Below are 3,307 nucleotides of genomic sequence, written 5' to 3'. Positions count from 1 at the left end.
GGTCTAGCAATCTCTGAAAAAATGCGTGGACAAATCCGCGGATTAGATCAAGCTTCTCGTAACGCACAAGATGGTATCTCTTTAATTCAAACGGCTGAAGGTGCATTAAACGAAACACACTCTATCCTTCAACGTATGCGCGAATTAGCGGTTCAATCTTCTAACGATACAAATACTGCTACTGATCGTGCAGCTTTACAAGGTGAAGTTGACGAACTAGCAAAAGAAATTACACGTATTTCTAACACGACAGAATTCAATACGAAGAAACTTCTTGATGGTCAAGGAGCATCTGCATTAACATTCCAAATTGGTGCTAACGAAGGCCAAACAATGAACTTAGCTATTAATGCAATGGACGCTTCTACTTTATTAGTTGGAACAGGTACTGCAGCAACAACAGCTGGTGGCGATGCAACAGTTACAGCTGGAATTGATATCTCTACAACTGCAGCAGCAGCAACAGGAGCTATTACAACAATCAATGATGCAATTGAAACTGTTTCTGCAGAGCGTTCAAAGCTTGGTGCAAACCAAAATCGTCTAGAGCACACAATCAACAACTTAGGTACTTCTTCTGAAAACCTAACAGCTGCTGAGTCTCGTGTACGTGACGTTGACATGGCGAAAGAGATGATGGAATCTACTAAAAACGGAATCCTTTCTCAAGCTGCACAAGCAATGTTAGCTCAATCTAATCAAATGCCTCAAGGAGTATTACAACTTCTGAGATAATGATTACAGGGCGTCTAGTTTGGTAACGAACTAGAGTATAACTGGGTGAATTGCTGGAACTTCCTAAAGCTTCTTCAACCACAACATAACCGGAAACGGTCAGTGTGATGGTTCGAAAATGGAGAAGATACTACAATGGATAATCAGCAGCCAAGCTCCTGTCCCGAAAGGGTGGAGAAGGTTCAACGACTAGGATATTCGGTCTAAGGCAATGGCTATGACTATGAAATCCGTAGGATGACAAACTGTCATTCGAAGTGCCCAGCCCCTATATAAAACTAGGGTGAAGATATAGTCTATTCTATGATCGAAAGACATAGTCGCAAAGCAAGCGAACCAACAACCACAAGGAGTTCTTCAACTTCTTCGTTAATTATCATTAATTAAAAATGGTCTTCCTTTTATAAAAGGAGACCGTTTTTTTATTTCATAAAAAATTGTTGTATAAATTTGTGCTAGATTTTTCGGTTCTATACTAAATGTTGGGGTTTAGATGTTTTTAATCAAAATAAAAGCACTTACGAAGATCTCTCATTAAAATGATAGTTGGCAGACTTTCATAAGAAGGAGATTTCGTAAATGCATACCCATTTTATCACAACATTACTCGATATAGAAGAAATTGAAGTTTATCAAATTGAGGAAACCAATACACACCTAGAGATATATGTTGGAACACCAGTAAAGGATCAGGTTTGTCCTTGTTGTCATGAAATGACTTCTTCTGTTCATGATTATCGTACTCAAAGAATACGAGATTTGAAGTTACGGGAGAAATATTGTTTTCTGTTTCTCCAAAAGAGAAGGTATAGATGCAGCTCTTGTGGAAAGAGATTTTATGAGGAGTACTCTTTTTTCTTAAACGATACTAAAGGCATACGCAAAGGGTTCTTCAATCTCTTCTATTAAAAGTTAGAGAATTAAACTTTAAGCAAGTAGCTAAAGATACTGGGCTAGGACATACAACAGTTATCAGGTTATTTGATAGGTATTATTCTTACGATAATACAGCTCTTCCGACGGTTCTAGCTATTGATGAATTTAAGGGAACATCTGAAACAGGAAAATATCAGTGTATCATCGGATATCCTGCATCTATTTAAAATGGTTATTTTTGGTTTTAATAAAAAATATAAAAAACTATTAAACATTATTATGTAATGTCGATATATAGAGTGTAAGGCAAGCAACTACTAAAGGCGTCCGACTTTAGAACTGCTTTAATTATAAAAATACTAAACTAAAACATTCCACAAGGATGTGGAATCCAAATTCAAGGAGGAAAAAAAATGAGAATTAATCACAATATCGCAGCTCTTAACACACACCGCCAATTAAGCAGCGCTTCTAACGCACAAGCTAAGTCAATGGAAAAATTATCTTCTGGTCTTCGTATTAACAAAGCTGGTGATGACGCAGCTGGTCTAGCAATCTCTGAAAAAATGCGTGGACAAATCCGCGGATTAGATCAAGCTTCTCGTAACGCACAAGATGGTATCTCTTTAATTCAAACGGCTGAAGGTGCATTAAACGAAACACACTCTATCCTTCAACGTATGCGCGAATTAGCGGTTCAATCTTCTAACGATACAAATACTGCTACTGATCGTGCAGCTTTACAAGGTGAAGTTGACGAACTAGCAAAAGAAATTACACGTATTTCTAACACGACAGAATTCAATACGAAGAAACTTCTTGATGGTCAAGGAGCATCTGCATTAACATTCCAAATTGGTGCTAACGAAGGCCAAACAATGAACTTAGCTATTAATGCAATGGACGCTTCTACTTTATTAGTTGGAACAGGTACTGCAGCAACAACAGCTGGTGGCGATGCAACAGTTACAGCTGGAATTGATATCTCTACAACTGCAGCAGCAGCAACAGGAGCTATTACAACAATCAATGATGCAATTGAAACTGTTTCTGCAGAGCGTTCAAAGCTTGGTGCAAACCAAAATCGTCTAGAGCACACAATCAACAACTTAGGTACTTCTTCTGAAAACCTAACAGCTGCTGAGTCTCGTGTACGTGACGTTGACATGGCGAAAGAGATGATGGAATCTACTAAAAACGGAATCCTTTCTCAAGCTGCACAAGCAATGTTAGCTCAATCTAATCAAATGCCTCAAGGAGTATTACAACTTCTGAGATAATGATTACAGGGCGTCTAGTTTGGTAACGAACTAGAGTATAACTGGGTGAATTGCTGGAACTTCCTAAAGCTTCTTCAACCACAACATAACCGGAAACGGTCAGTGTGATGGTTCGAAAATGGAGAAGATACTACAATGGATAATCAGCAGCCAAGCTCCTGTCCCGAAAGGGTGGAGAAGGTTCAACGACTAGGATATTCGGTCTAAGGCAATGGCTATGACTATGAAATCCGTAGGATGACAAACTGTCATTCGAAGTGCCCAGCCCCTATATAAAACTAGGGTGAAGATATAGTCTATTCTATGATCGAAAGACATAGTCGCAAAGCAAGCGAACCAACAACCACAAGGAGTTCTTCAACTTCTTCGTTAATTATCATTAATTAAAAATGGTCTTCCTTTTATAAAAGGAGACC

General features: G+C 38.5%; 3 protein-coding genes and 1 pseudogene. All 4 read left to right on the top strand.

The features are described 5' to 3' along the window. On the top strand, window positions 1-735 hold a 735-nt coding region (locus tag JR050_RS15325; protein ID WP_204201710.1), incomplete at its 5' end, for a flagellin N-terminal helical domain-containing protein. A gap of 579 nt (window positions 736-1,314) precedes the next feature. Next, window positions 1,315-1,644, top strand: coding sequence for a transposase family protein (locus tag JR050_RS20870; RefSeq protein ID WP_204204400.1), 330 nt, complete (start codon window positions 1,315-1,317; stop codon window positions 1,642-1,644). Next, a pseudogene (locus tag JR050_RS20865) lies at window positions 1,620-1,838 on the top strand (helix-turn-helix domain-containing protein); the annotation flags it as partial. The gene JR050_RS20870 and the pseudogene JR050_RS20865, both read left to right, overlap by 25 nt. Before the next feature lie 186 nt (window positions 1,839-2,024). After that, complete coding sequence (gene hag / locus JR050_RS15310; RefSeq protein ID WP_204204399.1) at window positions 2,025-2,891, top strand: flagellin Hag; 867 nt, start codon at window positions 2,025-2,027, stop codon at window positions 2,889-2,891. The last annotated feature ends 416 nt before the right edge of the window (window positions 2,892-3,307 follow it).

The sequence above is a fragment of the Bacillus suaedaesalsae genome (genome assembly GCF_016890225.1).
Taxonomy (GTDB): domain Bacteria; phylum Bacillota; class Bacilli; order Bacillales; family SA4; genus Bacillus_BS; species Bacillus_BS suaedaesalsae.
This window is presented reverse-complemented; position numbering and strand designations above follow the sequence as displayed.